Origin of the sequence: Novosphingobium sp. SG720 (assembly GCF_012275365.1) — a bacterium.
GTDB lineage: Bacteria > Pseudomonadota > Alphaproteobacteria > Sphingomonadales > Sphingomonadaceae > Novosphingobium > Novosphingobium rhizosphaerae.
In genome coordinates this window covers 21,710-40,122 of record NZ_JAAZQN010000001.1, presented here as the reverse complement: position 1 = coordinate 40,122, position 18,413 = coordinate 21,710, and the positions used below count along the sequence as shown (strand labels likewise).

The window sequence follows — 18,413 nt, the reverse complement described above, 5'->3', positions numbered from 1 at the left end:
GCGGCAATCGCTTGGCGCATGCGGGCTGGACATCCGCAAAAATATTATACAAAATACCATATATGCACGTTACCTGCGCGTCCCGCCCTGCCTGCCTTGCGCTCACAACCGGGGGCCGGCGATGACCGCTGCGCCGCCGCTGCGCCATCCTCGCGGTCTGGCGGTGCTTGCCGCCACGGAAACGTGGGAGCGCTTTTCGTTCTACGGCATGCAGGCGTTGCTGATGCTCTACATGACCACGCAATTGCTGCCCCAGGCGCGCGGCGATTGCGGGACGCGGGTGCTTGGGCTGGCCGGCTTGCGCCAGGCGCTTTCGGCCGTGGTCGGGCCGATGTCGGACCAGGCCTTCGCTTCGCAGGTGTTCGGGCTCTATGCCGGGCTGGTCTATCTGACGCCGCTGGCCGGTGGGCTGATCGGGGATCGCTTGCTGGGCGGGCGGCGCACCGTGCTGATCGGCGCGGGGCTGATGGCGATGGGGCACCTGCTGCTGGCCTTGCAGCCATTCTTCCTGGTGGCCCTGGTGCTGCTGATTGCCGGATCGGGCTGCCTCAAGGGCAACATCGCCACGCAAGTGGGGCGGCTCTATGCCCCGGCCGACCAGCGCCGCGACCAGGCCTATCTGTGGTTCAACCTGGGCATCAACATCGGCGCCTTTGGCGGGCCGCTGGTCTGCGGCTTCCTGGGGCAGGATGCGGGCTGGCACCTGGGCTTTGCCTGTGCGGGGGTGGGCATGCTGGTGGGCATGGCGGTCTATGTGGCCGGCTGGCGCCACCTGCCCGCAGACGGGCCGGCTGCCTTGGCCGACGGCACGGCGGATGACGCCCCGCGCGCGCGGCTGGGCGTGCTATTGGGCCTGATCGCGCTCAGCCTGTTCTACAATATTCCGGTGGGGCAGAGCTACAACGTCTTTCCGCTGTGGATCGACCATGCCGCCGATCGCCACATCGGGGGCATGGACATGCCAGTGGCCTGGTATCTGGCGAGCGACGGCTTGATCACCGTGCTGGCAACACCGGTGGTGCTGGCGCTGTGGGCGCGGCAGACGCGAGCCGGCCGATTGCCGGATGCCGCCGCGCGCATTGGCATCGGTTGCGCCATGCTGGCGGCGGCCGATGCGCTGCTGGCCGGGCTGGCCCACGCCTTTCCCCAGGCCCACGCGCTGGGGCCGCTAACTGGCTTTGCCTATTTCCTGCTGGCGTCGTCGGCCTATCTTTTCGTGATGCCCGTGCTGCTGGCGGCCGTGGCCCGCGCGGCACCGCCCCATCTCACCGCCACGCTGATCGGTGGCGTCTATGCCGGGCTGTTCGCCGCCAATCTCACCGCCGGATGGCTCGCACGCTTTTACGAAAGCTGGGGCGCCAGCGCGTTCTGGGCCGGCAACGGCGCGATCGCGGCCGCTGGTGCGCTGGCCGCGCTGGCGCTGCGCCGCCCCCTCGCCCTGCCGGTTGCGCCGCGCTAATCCCTTTTCGAGACCTGCAACAAAGGAACCCCCGATGCCCTTCCCCTGGCGCCGCTCCCCCGTCCGCGACCTGGTTGCAGGCCTGCTTCTTGCCAGCGCGATCGCGCCGGCGGTGCTGCCCGCCACCGCCATGGCCCGGCCCGCGGGCAAGGCAGCCGCAAGCAGCGAGGATGCCCGGTTCGCCGCGCTGACAGCGGCGGAATGGGCCTGGCGCAAGACCCAGTTTCCCGATGACGAGGACAGCGGCACCCACGGCGTGCCCCGGCTGCCCGATGTGAGCGCCGCCGCCCAGGCCACGCGCCTGCGCAAGTGGGAAGACGTGCGCGCCCAACTCGACAAGATCGACACCAAGCGACTGTCCCCGGCCAACCAGGTGAACGCGGCGATCTATCGCTATCAGATCGGCACGCTGATTTCCGCGCAGCGCTATCGCGAATATGAAAAGCCGCTCAACGCCGATACCAATTTCTGGGGCGACCTGGCCGACAGCGCGCGCGAGGCGCATCTGCGCAGCGAGGCCGACTACACCGCCTATATCGCCATGCTGCGCGACGTGCCGCGCTATTTCAACCAGCAGATCGCCAATATGCGCGCCGGCCTGGCGCGTGGCTTCACCCCGCCGCAAATCACCCTGCAGGGGCGCGACGACACGATCCTGCCGGTAACCGCCGCGCCCAAGGTTGAAGACAATCCGTTCTACGCGCCATTCGTGGCGATGCCCGATACGATCCCCGCCGATCGCCAGGCGGCCTTGCGCGAAGAGGCCCGCGCCGCCCTGGCGCAAGCGGTGGTGCCCGCGCACCAGCGCCTGCTGCAATTCCTCAAAACGGATTACATTCCCCGCGCACGCACTCGGCTCGATGCCTATTCGCTGCCCGATGGCGCGGCCTATTACCAGGCGCAGATCCGCGAATACACCACGTTGGACCTGACACCCGCGCAGATCCACCAGATCGGGCTGGATGAAGTGGCGCAGATCCGCAGGCAGATGCAGGCGGTGATGCAGGACGTGCATTTCCAGGGAGACTTGCCCGCGTTCCTGCAATTCCTGCGCAGCGACCCGCAGTTCTATGTGAAGACACCCCAGGCCCTGCTCGACTGCGCAGCGTGGATCGCCAAGGAATTCGACGGGAAGGCGGCCGACTGGTTCGGCCATCTGCCCCGCCGCCGCTTTGCCATCGTGCCGGTACCCGATGCGATCGCCCCCTATTACACCGCCGGGCGCGGCGGGCCGGGGGTCTACCTGGTCAACACCTATAACCTGCCCTCACGGCCGCTCTATTCGCTGCCTGCGCTGACCCTGCACGAAAGCGCGCCGGGCCATGCGTTCCAGATGCCGCTGGCCGCCGAGAACAAGGGCCTGCCGCCGTTCCGGCAGAATTCCTACATCTCTGCCTTTGGCGAAGGCTGGGCGCTCTATTGCGAAAAGCTGGGCGAGGACATGGGGATGTACCACACGCCCTACGAACGCTTTGGCATGCTATCTTACCAGATGTGGCGCGCGGCGCGGCTGGTGGTGGATACCGGCATCCACACCATGGGCTGGAGCCGGGCCCAGGCGCAGCAGTTCCTGCACGACAACACCGCGCTGTCGGACCACGAAATCGAGACCGAGACCGACCGCTACATCGCCTGGCCGGGGCAAGCGTTGAGCTATTACCTGGGCGAACGTGCGATCCTGGAGGCCCGCGCCCGCGCGCAAAAGGCGCTGGGGCCCAAGTTCAATATCCGCGCCTTCCACGATACCGTGCTGCAACTGGGATCGGTGCCGCTGCCGGTGCTTGATGCGGCGGTCGATCGCTTCATTGCGCAGGGCGGCAAAGGCCCCTACCCGGACGAGGAGTGAGCGCGCCATTGCGGATGGCCGCCCCGCCCGTATATGGTCACCGCGCGGGGCGGGCGCGGCATCTGCCGCAGGGCTGCGGCTTCGGGAGTGATCAGGAATGAGCCTTGTTGTGCGTACCTTGGCCGATCGCATTTTCGACCTTGTGCGCGAGAAAGTGGTTTCCGGGCAACTGGCCGAGGACCAGCCGATCCGCCAGGATGCGCTGGCCGCCGAATTCGGCGTGAGCAAGATCCCGCTGCGCGAGGCGCTGGCCCGGCTGGAGCAGGAAAACCTGCTCGTTTCCCATGCCAACCGCGGCTATTTCGTGCGCGCGATGAGCGCGGACGAGGCCGAGGAAATCTATGCTCTGCGCCTGGCGGTGGAGCCGGCCGCCGTGGGCCTGGCCGCGCTGGCCGCCACCGACGAGGAACGCGCCGCCGCCATTGCCGCGATGCAGGCGCTGGACGAAGCCGCCACCAGCCAGGCCGAGCTGGTGGCCATGCGCAACCGCGAGTTTCATGTGGCGCTGACCCGGCCCTGCCGCCGCGCCTTGACCATGCAGTTGATCGAGCGGCTGCAGATCATGTCGGAACGCTATACCGTGGCGCACCTGGCGCCGGCCGGGCGCGGCGACCGCGCGCATGACGAACACAACGGCCTGCTGCAGGCCTGGCTTTCGCGCAATGCCGCGCGGGCGCAGGAACTGGCCGCCGCGCACATCACCGGCACGCTCAACGACCTGCGCCAGCAATTGAACCTGCTTTAAGTGCGGCCCGCCAGGCTGCGCCCGCGGGCATAAAGCAGGTAGATCGCCAGGCCGATGGCGTTCCATTCGGCAAAGCGCACCAGGGTCTTGGTGGGCAGCGAGGCCATCAGGTAGAGGCAGCCCAGCACGGTCAGCGTGCCCACCACATAGGGCGCGGGACTGCGGAAGATGCGGCGCAGATCGGGCGCGGTGCGGCGCAGCACCATCATCGATAGGCCCACCGCGATGAACGCCAGCAGCGTGCCGGCATTGGCCAGCTCGGCAATCTCGTCCAGCCGGAAGAACCCGGCTACCGCCGCCACGAACACGCCAGTGATCATCGTCACCAGACGCGGCGTGCCGCTTTTGGCCGAAACCCGCGCCAGCACCGGGGGCAGCAGCCCGTCGCGCGCCATGACGAAGAAGATGCGGCTTTGCCCGTACATCATCACCAGGATCACCGAAGGCAGCGCCACCAGCGCCGCCCCGGCAATGGCCCAACTGGCGAGCGGGTGGCCCAGCGTGCGCAGCACCAGGGCCAAGGGTTCGGCCGATTGGCCCAGCGCAGTGAACGGCAGCGCGCCGATCGCGGCCACGGCCACGAGGATATAGATCAGCGTGCACAGCGCCATGGAGCCAACGATGCCGATCGTCAGGTCGCGGCCTGGATTGCGCGCTTCCTCGGCCGAGGTGGCCACGGCATCGAAACCGTAGAAGGCAAAGAACACCACGGCCGCCGCCGCCATTACCCCGCGCGTTTCGCCGCCCTGCACATGGCTGGCAAAGCCATAGGGCATGAACGGGTGCAAGTGCGCCGCGTCGAACGCGGGCAGCGCCAGGGCGACGAAGGCGGCAAGCGCCACCATCTTGATCACCACCAGCACGATGTTGAGCGTGGCGCTTTCGCGCGTGCCCAGCGTGAGCATGGCGGCAATCGCCAGCGACACCACCACCGCCGGCAGGTTGACCAGCCCGCCCGCATGCGGCCCCACCAGCAGCGCCGCCGGCAAGTGGATGCCCGCCGATTGCAGCCAGCCGACGAGATAGCCCGACCAGCCCACCGCCACGGTGGAGCAGGCCAGTGAATATTCCAGAATCAGGCTCCACCCCACAATCCAGGCCAGTGTTTCGCCCAGCACCGCGTAAGTATAAGTATAGGCGCCGCCGGCCGCGGGCATGAGCGTGGCCATCTCGGCATAGGCGAGCGCGGCGCAGGCGCAGACCGCGCCCGCCACCAGGAAGGCAAGGATCACCGCCGGCCCGGCGCGCTCTGCCCCCACGCCGATCAGGGTATAGATGCCCGTGCCCACGATGGCGCCCACGCCGAGCGCGACCAGGTGCGGCCAGGACAGCGTGGCTTTCAGCCGATGCGAACCGCTGGTGTCGCCAGCCTCGGGTACGACCGGCTTGCGCGGCCCCAACAGCGATTTCATGCCCTGCCCTTTTGTCAGACGACCGTGAAGCCGGCCCAGAACGGATCTTCGCGGTCAATCCAGATGGTGTTGAAGCCGGTGGCCAGCGCCGAACCCTCGATCGAGGGGATGATCCCCGGCGTGCCGGCGAGATCGGTGGTTTCCTCGACCCGGCCGATGAAGCGGCTGCCGATATAGCTTTCGTGGACGAAGCGGTCGCCCGGCGCGAGCACGCCCTTGTGCACCAGGTGCGCCATGCGCGCCGAGGTGCCGGTGCCGCAAGGGCTGCGGTCGATCGCCCGCTCGCCATAGAACACCGCGTTGCGCCCGTCGGCGCCCTCGCCCTTGGGCTTATCGGCCCAGAGCACGTGGCTCACGCCCTGGATGCGGCTGTCGAGCGGGTGCACGGGCGTGATCTGCGCGCGCACCAGTTCGCGCACCGTGCGGCTCAATTCCACGATGCGCGCGGCGCCCAGGTCATCGAGCCCGGCATAGGCGCCCTGCGGCTCGATTATGGCGTAGAAGTTGCCGCCATAGGCAATGTCGAGGCTGAGCGGACCGAAGCCGGGCACATCGATGGCGATGCCGGTGGCCGCGACATAGGCCGCCACGTTGCGGATGCGCACCCAGCGCACGCGCTGGCCCTCCTGCCCATAGTGGATCTCGATCACCCCGGCGGGCACTTCGATCCGCAGGAAGCCCGGCTCGCGCGGCTGGATCAGGCCATGTTCCAGCCCGAAGGTGACCAGGCCGATGGTGCCATGGCCGCACATCGGCAGGCAGCCCGAGGTTTCGATGAACAGGATGCCGCAATCGGTATCGGCGCGCGTGGGCGGATAGAGGAACCCGCCCGACATCATGTCGTGCCCGCGCGGTTCGAAGCACAGCCCGGTGCGGATCCAGTCGAACCGCTCCAGGAAATCCTGGCGCCGCTCGATCATGCTTGCGCCGCGCAGCAGGGGCGCCCCGCCCGCCACCAGGCGAACGGGGTTCCCGGCCGTGTGGCCATCGACGCAGAAGAAGTGATGGCGCATGCGGTCTTTCCTCAGGCCGCGACGGCCGCCTTGAGGCAGGGACGCGTGGCGGCGCACTGTTCCACCCAGGCGGTCACCTGGGCGCGGCGCGCCCCCGTCAGCGGCAGGCGCGGCATGCGCACGCGCTCGCTGCCCCGGCCCATGATCTGTTCGGCCAGCTTGATCGACTGGACCAGATCGTGTTCGGCATCAAGGTGCAGCAGCGGCATGAACCAGCGATAGATATCGCGCGCTTCATCGATGCGGCCTTCGTCCAGCGCGGCCACCAGGCGCACGGATTCTTCGGGGAACGCGCTGGTCAGGCCCGAAACCCAGCCCGATGCGCCCAGCAGCAAGCCTTCGAACGCCACGTCGTCCAGCCCGGCCATCACGGTGTAGCGATCGGCAAAGCGGTTGATCACGTCGGTGATGCGGCGGGTATCGGGCGCGCTTTCCTTGATCGCGACGATGTTGGGCACGTCCTGCAGCGCATCGAGCGTGTCGAAATCGACATTCACGCGATAGGCGGGCGGGTTGTTGTAGAGCATGATCGGCAGCGAGGTGGCCTCGGCCACAGCGCGGAAATGGGCCTGCAATTCGTTGGTGGTCGGCACATAGACCATCGCGGGCAGCAGCATCAGCGCATCGACGCCAAGCTTTTCCGCATCGCGCGCATAGTCGATGGCGCGCGCGGTGGTGAATTCCGAAACGCCCGCCACCAGCGGCACGCGGCCGCCCACGGCTTCCACGCCGGCGGCCAGCACCTTGCGCTTTTCATCGGCTTCGAGCGAATTGTTCTCGCCGCAGGTGCCCAGCAGGATCAGGCCGTTGACGCCATCGTCGACGAGCGCGGTCTGCACCTTTTGCGTGGCATCATAATCGATCGACAGATCGGCGGCGAACTGGGTCGTGGCGGCGGGATAGACGCCCTTCCACAACGCCTTGGCAATGGTCATTTATCGTTCCTCCGAAATCTTGTCTGTTTTCGTATACTATATTCCATCAAATGGCAACCCCCGGATTACCCCTTGCTCGTGCCGGCCGGATTGGCCACGGGCGCGGGCGCGATCATGCGCACGCCGAACGCCGGCCCGGCGCTTTCGCGCGCATGGGGGACAAAGCGCACGCGCACGCTGGCCTTGCCGGCGGTCAACCGTTCGGGCACGGCATATTCCACATCGATGAACTGGCCGGGACGATCCATGTCGAGCGTCTGGGTGGCGATGACCGTGCCATCGACCAGGATATCGAACACGCGGCGGCGCTCAGCGCCCCAATAGCTGGCCTGGAGTCGCATCGGCCCGGCTTGCACTTTCATGGTGAACTCGAAATAGCCGCCCGAGCGCGCATCGCGCCCGTTGCGGCCGCGATAGGTGACCGGATAGGACAGTTCCGATGCCAGGGCATGATCGCGTTCGGGCTGCATTTCGCCCAGGTGCATCACGTCGACCGACCGCGCCGCGATGTCGCGCGCGCGGGCCTGCTCGGCCAGATAGGCGGCCTCCTGGTCTTTCCACGCAGCATCGGAAAAGCGCTTGAAATAGACCGCGCTGCGCCGCGCATACTGGCTGTAGAACGGCACGAAGGAAAGATCTGCCGGGCGCAGCACGCCCTTGGTGGCATAGCGCGGATGGGCCGAGGGCACCGCCCGAAACGCGGCCAGTGGCGCTTCGCCGACCATCGCCGGATCGGGCCCGGTCCAGGGCATTTGCGCCGGCCCCAGGTCTGCGGCCATGACCAGCGGACCACGCAGCACGGCCACGGTATCGGGCGCGCCGGGCGCGGATTCCAGCCGCAGGTCGAGCGGCAGGACCAGTCCCACGCGATCGCCACTACGCCATGGGCGGGCGAGCACCGCATAGCCGTCGCGCTCCACCGGCCGCACCGTCTGCCCGTTGACCGAAACCAGCGCCCGCCCGCGTGCCCAGCCCGGCACGCGCAGTGCCACGGCAAAGGCCGCCTTGCGCCCCACGGTATCCAGCGTCAGCGTGGCTTCGGGTTCGAACGGGTAGGCGGTTTCCAGGCGCAAGCCCAAGCCCTTGGCCTGCCAGCGCGCGTGGGCGGGGATATAGAGATTGACGTAAAGCGTGGCGCCGTCTTCCCAGAATATCGAATCGCCGTGCTTGGCGTGGCTTTCCATGCCGGTGCCCACGCAGCACCAGAACGGATCGTCATCGGGCGTCGAATATTCCCGCGCCGTGCCGCTCATCAGCGGGGTCATATAGGTAAAGCCGCCGGTTTCCGGGTCTTGCGCGGCCATGACGTGGTTTAGATGGGTGCGTTCGTAATAGTCGAACCAGGCCGCGTCGGGCTGCCAGCGATAGAGCGCCCGCGTCAGCTTGAGCATGTTGTAGCTGTTGCAATGCTCGCAGGTCTGCTCGGTGATGTGATCGGCAATGGTATCGGGCGCGGAGAAATATTCGCGATCGGCATTGCCGCCGATGACGTAGGAATGGTGGCCGGTCACCGCCTGCCAGAAGAAGCGCGCGGCGCGGGCCGGTTCGTCCTTGCCGGTCAGATCATGGATGCGCGCCAGGCCGATCACCTTGGGCACCTGGGTGTTGGCGTGGAAATTGGCCAGTTCGTCCTTGCCGGCGACAAGCGGATCGAGCACGCGCCGGTCATAGAGGCGCTGCGCCACCGCCAGCCATTGCCCATCGCCGGTGCGCGCGGCCAGTTCGGCATAGCTTTCGTTGAGGCCACCATATTCGCAGCCCAAAAGCGTCTGCATCTGTGCATCGTCGAGCGCGGCGAAGACATTCTGGAAATAGCGGGCAAGGCCGAGCGTGACGGCCAGCGCCTGGGCATTGCCCCAGGCGGCGTGGACATCGAGCAGCCCGGCCATGACCTTGTGCACGGTGTAGAGCGGTGACCACGAGCCATTGAGATCGAACCCGCCCGAGGTGATCTGCCCGACCATCACTTCGTGGAAGATCGGTTCTCCATCCACGATCCTGCCGTCCTTGGTGCGGCGGCCCAGCGCGCCGACATAGCCACTGCCGCGCGCGGCCTGCGCGGCGGCGAGTTCGGCCACGATATAGTCGGCGCGGCGGCGGCATTCGCCGTCATCCACCTGCTGCCACATCAGCGCCAGGGCGGAAAGATAATGGCCCAGCGTGTGGCCGGCAATGGTATCGGCTTCCCAGCCGCCATAGAGCGGCGCCTTGGGCGCCAGGCCGGCATAGGCACGGAAATTGTGCAGCAGGCGATCAGGCTCCAGCGCGAGCAGGTATTGCCGGTTGACTGCCACCGCGCGGGCATAGTCCGAAGGCAGCAGGCGCACCGCCTCAAGCGGCAAGGGGCGGATGCGGGACGTGGCGAGATCGGCCGGTGCCGCCACGGCGCGGCCCGCTTGCGCCAAGGCGATGATGCCGATGCCCGTGCTGGCCATCCATGCGCGCCGGCTGAGTTTCATGGAGTAGATCTTTCGTATGGGTGACGGCCTGACGACCAGGGAATGGCACTGCACATTATATCGTATATTATATTTGACAAGCCATCGTCCTGACGCCACCGTTCCACGGCTGCCGCGCTATTGCCGGATGATGGACCCTGCCCGATGATCCGCTCCCTTTACCTGTTCCTGTCCACCACGCTGGCCTTGCTCGCCACGGCGCCCGACGCCTGGTCGGAACCGACGCCACCCGCCAGGCAAACGCCGCTGCCGGCCACCATGCCGGTCGACACGGCCGCGTTCCTGATGGCGCTGCGCCAGGATACGCAAACGCTGGCGCGCCTGTCACCCCGCAGCGACCCTGCGTTCGATTTCGTGCCGGCGGGGCGCGAGGGCGAGCGGGCGGGCGACGGGTACAACCACGTGGGCGATATCCACTTGCGCCTGCGGGTGGGCGGGGGCGCCTGGCAGGATTACGCTTCGGCCCGCCATCGCCAGGCGATAATCCCGCTGCCCACGCGCGCCGGCGAAGTGGCCGCCGCCGATATTTCCGCCAGCCTGGGCGCGGGCCTGCCGATCCGGGTGGAGCGGCACTGGGCCATGGTCGATGGCGCGCCCGCCTTGCGCTTCGTGCTGGTCAACACCGGCACCCTGCCGGTGGAGATCGGCGCGCTGGGCCTGCCGATGGTGTTCGACAACATCATCGCCGACCGCGATCTGCAACAGGCCCATGCCCAGGCCAGCTTTGCCGATCCCTATATCGGGCGCGACGCCGGCTATGTGCAGGTGACGCGCCTCAACGGCGCCGGCCCGGCGCTGCTCGTGGTGCCCGAGCGCGGCACCCCGCTGGAAGCCTATGTGCCGCTGGCCGAAGCGGCCAAGGCGCCGGCGGGCACGGCGTTCACCGAAAAGAGCCGGCGCAGCCAGGTATCCGAAGGGTTCTATGACTGGACCATCGCGAGCAAGGCACTGGCCGAACGCGAATGGGCCGGTGCCGGCACGCCATGGAACGCGCCCACCAGCTTCACCCTGGCGCCGGGCGCCCGGCGGCAGGTTGGCCTGCGCTTTGCCCTGTCCCCCTCGATCCGCGCGATCGAGGATACGCTGGTGCAGCAGGGCCGGCCGGTGGCGGTGGGCATTCCCGGCTATGTCGTGCCGACCGACCAGGTGGCCACGCTGTTCCTCAACAGCCACAGCGCAGTGGCCAGCATCACTGCCTCGCCCAAGGGCGCGCTGGTGGCCCGGCGCGATGGCAGCGGGCCGGGCAAGCAGGGCAAGCCCTGGGCGCGTTATCGCGTGACCGCCCATGGCTGGGGCCAGGCACGGCTGACCATCGCCTATGTCGACGGGCAAAAACAGACCGTCAGCTATTTCATCACCAAGCCGCTGCCGCAGGTCATGGCGGACCTGGGCCACTTTTCCACCACGGCGCAATGGTTCGAACCGGCATCCGACCCGTTCCACCGCAACCCCGCGATCCTGACCTATGACCGCGAGGCCAACCACGTGGTGACGCAGGACGCGCGGGTGTGGATCGCGGGGATGAGCGACGAAGGCGGCGCGGGCAGCTGGGTGGCAGCCATCGCCAAGCAGCTCGACAACCCCAACCGCGTGGAAGTGGCCAAGCTGGAGCGACTGGTCGATGAAACGGTGCTGGGCCACTTGCAGGTCGACAGCGGCCCCCAAGCCGGCGGCGTGCGCAAGAGCCTGTTCTATTATGATCCCGCTGCCCTGCCCGAGGCCTATGACCCCAAGATCGACTGGCACACCTGGGCATCGTGGTCCAAGGCGCAGGCGCAAGACTTGGGGCGATCCTACAACTATCCCCACGTCGCGATCGGGCACTGGGTGCTCTATCGCCTGGCGCGCAACCAGGCGGGCCTGGTCACGCGCCACGATTGGCGGTTCTACCTCGACTGGGCCTGGCGCACGAGCATGGCGATGGTGCGCGAGGCGCCCGAATATGCGCAGTTCGGGCAGATGGAGGGCGATGTCTTCCTCGATATCCTGGCCGATCTGCGCCACGAGGGCATGACCGACAAGGCCGATGCGATGGAGGCGGCGATGCGCGCGCGGGCCGACCACTGGAAGAGCCTGGCCTATCCATTCGGCAGCGAAATGGCCTGGGATTCCACCGGCCAGGCCGAAGTCTATGCCTGGATGCGCCATTTCGGCCATGATCGCCAGGCCGAGGAGACCCGCGAAGTGATCCTGGGCTATGACCCCACGATCCCCAGCTGGGGCTACAACGGCAATGCCCGCCGCTATTGGGATTTCCTCTATGGCGGCAAAGTGGCGCGGATCGAGCGGCAGATCCACCACTATGGCTCCGCGCTCAATGCCGTGCCGCTGTTCGATGCCTATCGCCGCGATCCGGCAGACCTGCACCTGCTGCGCGTCGCCTATGGCGGGCTGATGGGCGGGATCACCAATATCGACCAGCAGGGTTTTGGTTCGGCCGCATTCCACAGCTGGCCCGACATGATGCGCTGGGATGCCTATAGCGGCGATTACGGCATGGGCTTCTATGGCCACGCCATCGCCGCGGCGACCTATCTGGTGCATGACGATCGCCTGGGCTGGCTGGGGTTTGGCGGGGCGGTTACACCGGGGCAGCGCTCCATCGCCATCGTTCCACAGGATGGCGCACGCCGCCGCCTGTTCATTGCCCCGGCCGGCCTGTGGATCACGCTGGAAGCGGGGCGCATCGCCCGCGCGCGCTATGACCTCGCCAGCGGCAAAGTGCAGCTCACGCTCGATCCGGCCGGGCCCAACGAACCGCAGGCCCGCCTCGTGCTGACCACCACGACCGCCACCGGGCGCCGCTATGCCGCCGACCGCGGCACGGCCGAGCGCGGCGCCACCGCCCTGGCGCTGGGAACAGGGCCCACCGTCCTCACGCTCACCCCGCGCTGAGCTTGCGCGCCCGATCGCAACCTCTATTGGATTTCAGCGATGCCTGCCTCTTCCCGCCCTGCTTCCATCGCCGTGATCGGCGGCGGCATCGTTGGCCTGACCATTGCGTTGGCGCTGCAAGACCGTGGCCATGCCGTCACCATCCACGATGCCGATAGCGGCACGCGCGCCGGACGCGGACATTCGGCATCGTGGGGCAATGCCGGGCACATCGCGGTGGAGCAGGTAGAGCCGCTGGCTTCCCCCGCCGCTTTGCCCGCCCTGCCGCGCCGGTTGTGGGGCCAGGGCGCCGCGCTGTCTTTGCCCCCGCGCGACGCGGGGGCGTGGCTGCCGTTCGGGCTGCGCCTCTTGGCCGCCAGCACCCCCGGCCGCTTTGCCGCCGGGCGCGCCGCGCTTGCCGCCCTGATGGCCGATGCGATGCCGGCCTGGCAGGCACTCGCCCAGCGGCTCGACGCCCCGGGCCTGCTGCGCCAGGATGGCCACCTGGTCGTGTGGTCCGATCCCGCCCGCGCCAAGGCGGGCGCGGCGGGCTGGCTGGGGCTCGACACGCCAACCGCGCGGTTTCGTCCTGCCGACGCAGGCGAACTGGACGAAATCGCCGCGCTCATCGGGCGGCGTCCGGCCGGGGCGATCCGCTGCATCGGCAGCGGGCGCATCGTCGGGCACGCCGCGGTGTTTGCCGCGCTGCATGGAGCCTTTGCCGCGGCCGGCGGCCGCTGGCGCGATGGCCCGGCGCGCCTGGAGCGAACGGCACTGGGCCATTGCCGGGTGGTGGGCAGCCCCCCTGACGACGTCGTCGTGCTGGCTGCGGGGATCGGATCCCGCCCGCTGGCGCAGGCCCTGGGCCATACCGTGCCGATGATTGCCGAGCGCGGCTATCACCTTCACGCCGCAGGCGCACACTGGCCAGCCGAACTGCCGCCCGTGGTGTTCGAGGACCATGCGATGATCGTCACGCGCTTTGCCGATGGGGTGCGCGCGTCCAGCTTTGTCGAACTGGCCCGCCCGGATTCCCCCCCGGACCCGCGCAAATGGCAGGCGCTGCGCCATCGCATCAGGGCCCTGAACCTGCCGTTCGAGACCACGCACCGCGAATGGATGGGCGCGCGCCCCACCCTGCCCGATTACCTGCCCGCCATTGGCCGCAGCACCCGCGCCGCCAATCTGGTCTATGCCTTTGGCCACCAGCACCTGGGGCTGACCCTGGCGCCGGCCACCGCGCGCATCGTGGCAGACCTGGTGGATGGCACCGCACCCGCGATCGATCTGGCGCCGTTCGATCTCGATCGCTTTGCCTGACCCGTTTTCCGCTTTCACCAAAGGATCATGACCATGACCACGCTGGGTATCGGTGGCTCCACCGCACAAGCCGAACTGGCGCAATTGCAACCCTGGGCAGCGCGTGCCGCGCCGATCACCGCAGGCGAATATCATGATCGCCTGGCCAAGGCGCGGGGCCTGATGGCCGCACAGGGCGTCGACGCGCTGCTGGTCAATGCCGGATCAAGCCTGCGCTATTTTGCCGGTGTGCCATGGGGTGCCAGCGAGCGTCTGGTGGCCATGCTGATCCTGCCCGAAGGCAACCCGCAGATCGTGGCGCCGCGCTTTGAGCTGGGTTCGCTCGAAGCAGAGCTGGCCATTCCTGCGCAAATCCACGCCTGGGAAGAGCACGAAAACCCCCACGCCCTGATGGCCGCACTGCTGTCGGGTGGGCGGGTGACGCGTCTGGCCGTCGATCCGGCCTTGCCGTTCCAGATGGCGCTGCGCCTGCAAGCGGCCGCGCCGGGCGTGGCCCTGGCCGATGGCGGGCCGATCATCGAGCCTTGCCGCGCGATCAAGTCCCCCGCCGAACTGGCGATCATGACCCAGGCCAAGCAGATGACACTGGAAGTGCATCGCCGCGTGGCCCGCATCCTGCACCCCGGCATCACGGCGGGCGAAGTGACCCGCTTCATCGAGGCGGCGCATCGCGCGCTGGGTGCGGCCGGCAACAGTTTCTGCATCGTCGAATTCGGCCGGGGCACCTCGTTTCCCCACGGCCTGCCGGGCGAACGGCGGCTGGAGCAGGACGATGTCGTGCTGATCGACACGGGCTGTTATGTGCAGGGCTATACGTCTGACATCACGCGCAGCTATGTTTTCGGCACGCCGAGCGACGAGCATCGCCGCATCTGGAACCTGGAGCGCGAGGCGCAAGCGGCGGCTTTCGATGCGGTGCGGCCGGGCGTGGCCTGCGAAGCGATCGACGCGGCCGCCCGCCGCGTGCTGGAGCGCGCCGGGCTGGGCCCGGACTATCGCCTGCCCGGCCTGCCCCATCGCACCGGCCACGGCATTGGCCTGTCGATCCACGAAGGGCCCTATCTGGTGCGCGGCGATACCACGCCGCTGGCGCCGGGCATGTGCTTTTCCAACGAACCGATGATCGTGCTGCCCGAACGCTTTGGCATCCGCCTGGAAGACCATTTCCATGTGACCGAAACCGGCGCCGCATGGTTCACCCAGCCAGCCCATTCGATCGACGATCCCTTCGGCCTGGCCGCCTGAACCACCCCTGCCCCCAATGAACAAGGCCCTGGCCGCTGCACAGCGACCAGGGCCTTTGCGTTGGCCAGGGATCAGAACGCCAGGGTGGCGCCCACGAACAGGTTGCGGCCCAGCGCCGAATAGACGCCCGGATAGGTGTTGCCGTTGCCGAACGAGGACAGGATGCCCGAGGCGATCGCCGGCGGATCGCGATCGAACAGGTTGTTCACGCCTGCCCGCACGTTGATCGCCCGGTTGATCCGCCCGGTCATCGCCAAGTCGATATAGTCGTAGGACTTGATGCGCCCGTTGATCAGGCTGCCCGTGCCGGTGAGGAAGCTGTTGCTCGACGTGCTCGACAGGCGCGTGCCGCCGATGTGGCGCCAGGCGAGCGACACGGTGGCCACCTCGCGCGGGGCCGACCAAGTGAGGCGGGCGTTGTGGCGCCATTCCGGGTTGGGCTGGCCGCAGGTATAGCCGAAATAGCCCTTGCAATCATAGGTGCCCAGGCCCGGCAGCGGCTCGTTCACCTGGCTGAGCAGGAACGTGCCGGCGAAGTTGAAGCTGAGGCGGCCGATCCGGCCCAGATCGCGCATGTAATCGATGTTGAGATCGATGCCGTCGGTCTTGAGCGAGCCGGTATTGAGCGTGGTGGAGACGATATAGCCGTTGGTGCCGAAGATCGCACCCGATTGCGGATCGCGGTGGAACAGCCCGCAGTAATAGGGATCGCCCGTCGACACGCACTGCGAGACGATCAGCGAGGGATCGATGGTGGAGATATAGTCCTTCACCTTGATGTGGTAATAATCCACCGAGACCGAGAAATTGCGCAAGTCCGCAGGCGTCAGCACCAGGCCCACGGTGATCGTATCGGCCTTTTCCGGCTTGAGCGCCGGGTTGCCGCCCGAGAGCTGAGAACAGGTATCGGCCGGGCACTGGATCACCGCGCCCGTGCCATATTGGGCCGCCGTCACGCCAGTGGCCGCGCAGGCCGTGGCCGAAGCGGTGGGATCGGTGCCCGCGCACGGATCGCTGAGCGAGACGTTGCCCACGCTTTGCGAGCCGAACAGTTCGGTGATGTTGGGCGCGCGGATGGCGCGGTTGTAGCTGGTGCGCAGGCGCACCGTGGTATCGGGCGCCCAGGCCAGTTCGCCCTTGTAGGTCCACACGCGATAGGCCGAATGATTGCCGCTGGAGAGTTGGTCGTTGGTGTACGACGAATAGCGCAGGCCGCCGTTGAGCGTGAGGCGGTGGGCAAAGGGCACGTCCTCCAGGATCGGCACTTCGACTTCGCCATAGCCTTCCCACACGCTGATTTCGCCATCGGCGTCGGTGGTGCCGCCCTGCTTGGCCACGGCATCGGCAGTGAACAGCAGGGTTTCCTTGCGGTTTTCCACGCCCAGCGCGATGGCCACGCCATTCTTGGCCCAAGGCGTCTTGATGCCGAACGTGCCCAGATCGCCGTTGAGCCCGGCGGTGACCTGGCGCAGGCTGTTGCGGCTGGCGGTGTTGCTGTTGCTGAACAGGTACTTGGCCTGGGCGGAGGTAATGCCGTTGGCCTGGAACACGTCGATCGGCACGCAATCGGGATCGGTGCCGTCGATCACCGACTGGCAGGTGGGCGTGCCATTGACATTGACCACGTTGAGCGCGCGCTGCGCTTTCACGTTGTCCACGTTGTTGCTGTAGGTCTCGTTGTAGCGGACCAGGGCGAACATGTAGTCCACGTTATAGCTGAAGCCGTGGCCGAGATCGCCCTGCACCCCCAGGTTATAGCGATAGTCCTTGTGGCGCAGATCGTCGCGGCGCGAGAAATCGTTGTTGAGGCGATAGCCGATCAGCGTGCTTTCGGTCTGGCTCGTGCCCGCCGCCGCGCCGCACAGTGCGGTCGCCTGGCTCGCGCTCATCAGCGGATTGTCGCAGTTGATGTTGAACGACGTGCCCAGGAACAGGGCCGAGGGTGCCACTTGCGAATGGGTCTGGTCGTCCATGTACATGAACGAGCCGGTGAGCTTGGCCGCATCCGACACGTCGAAGCTGAGGAAGCCGCCGCCGGTATAGCGCGTGTCCTGCCGCTGGATGTAGTTGGTGGGCGTGTAGTTGTAGGCATAGGATGAATCGTAAGGCACCCAGGTCTTGGAGCCATCCTTGGCATTGGTGATGTAGCCCGATCCGGCGCTGGGCCCGGTCAGCGGCACGAAGGTGCCATAGGTGGTGTTGGACGAACCCCCGCAGGCCAACCCCGTGCCCACATCGTCCGCCTGGTTGAGCGCACAGGCCGAATAATCGCGCGAGGATTGCAGCACCGGGTTGGTCTTGCGATAGCCGCCATAGACGGTGACATGGCCGCGCCCGCCGGCAAAGCTGTGGCCAAAGGCGCCGTTCACATCCACCTTGCCGCCGTCGGTCACCCAGTTGGGCGCGGTTTCATAGCCGCGCGCGGATTGCAGGCCGCGCACATAGGCATTGTTGTTGTGATGGTTGTTGATGCTGCCCTGGGCATCGACGCGCAGGCCCTCCAGCTTGTCGCGCAGGATGAAGTTGACCACGCCCGAAATGGCGTCGGAGCCATAGACCGCCGATGCGCCGCCCGTGACCACGTCGATCCGCTCGATCAGCGCCGAAGGCACGAAATTGATGTCCATCGCCTGGCCGGGCAGCATGCGCTGGCCGTTGAGCAAGGTCAGCACGCGGTTGGCGCCGAGGTTGCGCAAGTTGATCTGCGCCGTGCCGTCAGACCCGTTGGACACGTTGTCGTTCGCGTCGGCGGTGAACTGCGGCATGCGGTTGAGCGCGTCTTCGACATTGGTGTTGCCCTGGTATTGCAGTTCCTGGGCGCTCACCACGCTGAGCGGGCTGTTGCTTTGCAGGTCGGCCCGCTTGATGCGTGTGCCGGTGACGACGATCGCACCGTCCGAGGCGTCGGGCGAAATGGCGGGATTGGCTGGCAGCGGCGCGACATAGTCCTGCGCCGCCGCAGCCGACGACAGCAGCACCATCGTCAGCGCGCCAAGGCCCGCCGAGCCCCGGAAAAGGTGAGATTTCGATCGCATGTTTTGCCCCTCATGTTCTGAATGGGGCGCAATCCATCATATCTCAGAATATGAGTCAAATATATTATAC

The 18,413-nt window shown here is 67.2% G+C and carries 11 protein-coding genes; 6 read left to right on the top strand and 5 right to left on the bottom strand.

All coding sequences use genetic code 11. The annotated features are described in order from the left end of the window. Positions 1-121 precede the first annotated feature (121 nt). The 3 genes from FHW94_RS00165 to FHW94_RS00155 all read left to right on the top strand — a co-directional run bounded on the left by FHW94_RS00165 (position 122) and on the right by FHW94_RS00155 (position 4,050). Complete coding sequence (locus FHW94_RS00165; protein WP_168553800.1) at positions 122-1,459, top strand: peptide MFS transporter; 1,338 nt, start codon at positions 122-124, stop codon at positions 1,457-1,459. 34 nt (positions 1,460-1,493) lie between these two features. Continuing rightward, positions 1,494-3,305: a DUF885 family protein gene (locus tag FHW94_RS00160; protein ID WP_168553799.1), complete on the top strand. Its 1,812-nt coding sequence runs from the start codon at positions 1,494-1,496 to the stop codon at positions 3,303-3,305. 97 nt (positions 3,306-3,402) lie between these two features. After that, positions 3,403-4,050 carry a GntR family transcriptional regulator gene (locus FHW94_RS00155; RefSeq protein ID WP_168553798.1) on the top strand — a complete coding sequence of 216 codons (648 nt, stop codon included), beginning with the start codon at positions 3,403-3,405 and terminating at the stop codon, positions 4,048-4,050. Here the strand turns inward: FHW94_RS00155 and FHW94_RS00150 are convergent. From FHW94_RS00150 to FHW94_RS00135, 4 genes are all read right to left on the bottom strand, one after another. Next, positions 4,047-5,462, bottom strand: a complete 1,416-nt coding sequence (locus FHW94_RS00150) for an amino acid permease (RefSeq protein ID WP_168553797.1) — start codon at positions 5,460-5,462, stop codon at positions 4,047-4,049. The genes FHW94_RS00155 and FHW94_RS00150 overlap by 4 nt on opposite strands. 14 nt (positions 5,463-5,476) lie before the next feature. Next, a complete protein-coding gene (locus FHW94_RS00145) occupies positions 5,477-6,475 on the bottom strand; it encodes a 4-hydroxyproline epimerase (protein WP_168553796.1) in 999 nt (332 codons plus the stop codon). 11 nt (positions 6,476-6,486) lie between these two features. Further along, on the bottom strand, positions 6,487-7,410 hold the full coding sequence (locus tag FHW94_RS00140) for a dihydrodipicolinate synthase family protein (protein WP_168553795.1): 924 nt from the start codon (positions 7,408-7,410) through the stop codon (positions 6,487-6,489). Between the two features lie 65 nt (positions 7,411-7,475). Next, on the bottom strand, positions 7,476-9,869 hold the full coding sequence (locus FHW94_RS00135) for a glycoside hydrolase family 127 protein (RefSeq protein WP_168553794.1): 2,394 nt from the start codon (positions 9,867-9,869) through the stop codon (positions 7,476-7,478). A 144-nt stretch (positions 9,870-10,013) separates the two neighbouring features. Here FHW94_RS00135 and FHW94_RS00130 point away from each other — a divergent pair, with 144 nt between their 5' ends. Genes FHW94_RS00130 through FHW94_RS00120 form a run of 3 tightly spaced genes read left to right on the top strand, consistent with a single transcriptional unit; the run spans position 10,014 to position 15,308 of the window. Next, positions 10,014-12,764: a DUF5695 domain-containing protein gene (locus FHW94_RS00130; RefSeq protein ID WP_168553793.1), complete on the top strand. Its 2,751-nt coding sequence runs from the start codon at positions 10,014-10,016 to the stop codon at positions 12,762-12,764. A gap of 39 nt (positions 12,765-12,803) precedes the next feature. Next, positions 12,804-14,063, top strand: a complete 1,260-nt coding sequence (locus FHW94_RS00125; RefSeq protein ID WP_168553792.1) for an FAD-binding oxidoreductase — start codon at positions 12,804-12,806, stop codon at positions 14,061-14,063. 33 nt (positions 14,064-14,096) lie between these two features. Continuing rightward, positions 14,097-15,308: a Xaa-Pro peptidase family protein gene (locus tag FHW94_RS00120; RefSeq protein WP_246865828.1), complete on the top strand. Its 1,212-nt coding sequence runs from the start codon at positions 14,097-14,099 to the stop codon at positions 15,306-15,308. A 71-nt stretch (positions 15,309-15,379) separates the two neighbouring features. Here FHW94_RS00120 and FHW94_RS00115 read toward each other — a convergent pair whose 3' ends face one another. Further along, complete coding sequence (locus FHW94_RS00115) at positions 15,380-18,343, bottom strand: TonB-dependent receptor (RefSeq protein ID WP_168553790.1); 2,964 nt, start codon at positions 18,341-18,343, stop codon at positions 15,380-15,382. Positions 18,344-18,413 lie beyond the last annotated feature (70 nt).